Below are 622 nucleotides of genomic sequence, written 5' to 3' on the forward strand. Positions count from 1 at the left end.
GTGAGAAAACGATGCTGCCGGTTGCTCATTGCTCCACTCCTATCCGCCGCAGGCTACTTGCGATCGCTTCGAACGGGGTGAGCGAGAAGATCAGCTCGACAGGCACGTTGAACACCCCGGCGACCTTAAGGGCGAGCTCAAGGCTAGGCTTGTAATCGCCACGCTCAAGATACCCGATCGTCTGTGGGTTGACGTCCACAGCCTCCGCGAGCTGCCGACGCGACAACCCATGCTCGGCGCGGAAGACCGCAATCCTGTTATGCATAGCCTCAAATACCCGACTCGCTACGATTCGTTGTGTATACACAAGATTTTGCCAAAATTGCAATTGGCTATCGTCGCTCGCGCCAGAAAGTTTTAGCACGAGCCGACGCCACCGGGGTCTTCAACAAATTAGGACATGAAGATGGCTAACTGGGGGTGACCCAGATGCGTTCGCTCAAGGCACCCTGCCCGCTCACAAACTTCGGACGTCCGCTCATCGCAAACTAACTCGGTTGTCGGCGGGGCTGGAACAGCAGCCGACGTTGATAGAAGCCAATCAAGCAGCCATCTTTCGTCCTTGACCTTATCGATAAACGATGCACATTGTTTATCGATAAGGAGTCGAAGATGCAGGATA

Annotated in this window: 1 protein-coding gene; it reads right to left on the bottom strand. The window is 54.7% G+C overall.

What is annotated here, in order from left to right:
- Positions 1 to 25: 25 nt before the first annotated feature.
- Positions 26 to 265 carry a helix-turn-helix transcriptional regulator gene (locus ACLBWH_RS18415; RefSeq protein ID WP_447800342.1) on the bottom strand — a complete coding sequence of 80 codons (240 nt, stop codon included), beginning with the start codon at positions 263 to 265 and terminating at the stop codon, positions 26 to 28.
- Positions 266 to 622 lie beyond the last annotated feature (357 nt).

This window comes from Sphingomonas sp. M6A6_1c, assembly GCF_053345135.1.

Coding starts and splice junctions, on each gene's coding strand:
- ACLBWH_RS18415 (WP_447800342.1), bottom strand. CDS start 265: ATGCATAACAGGATTGCGGTCTTCCGCGCCGAGCATGGGTTGTCGCGT.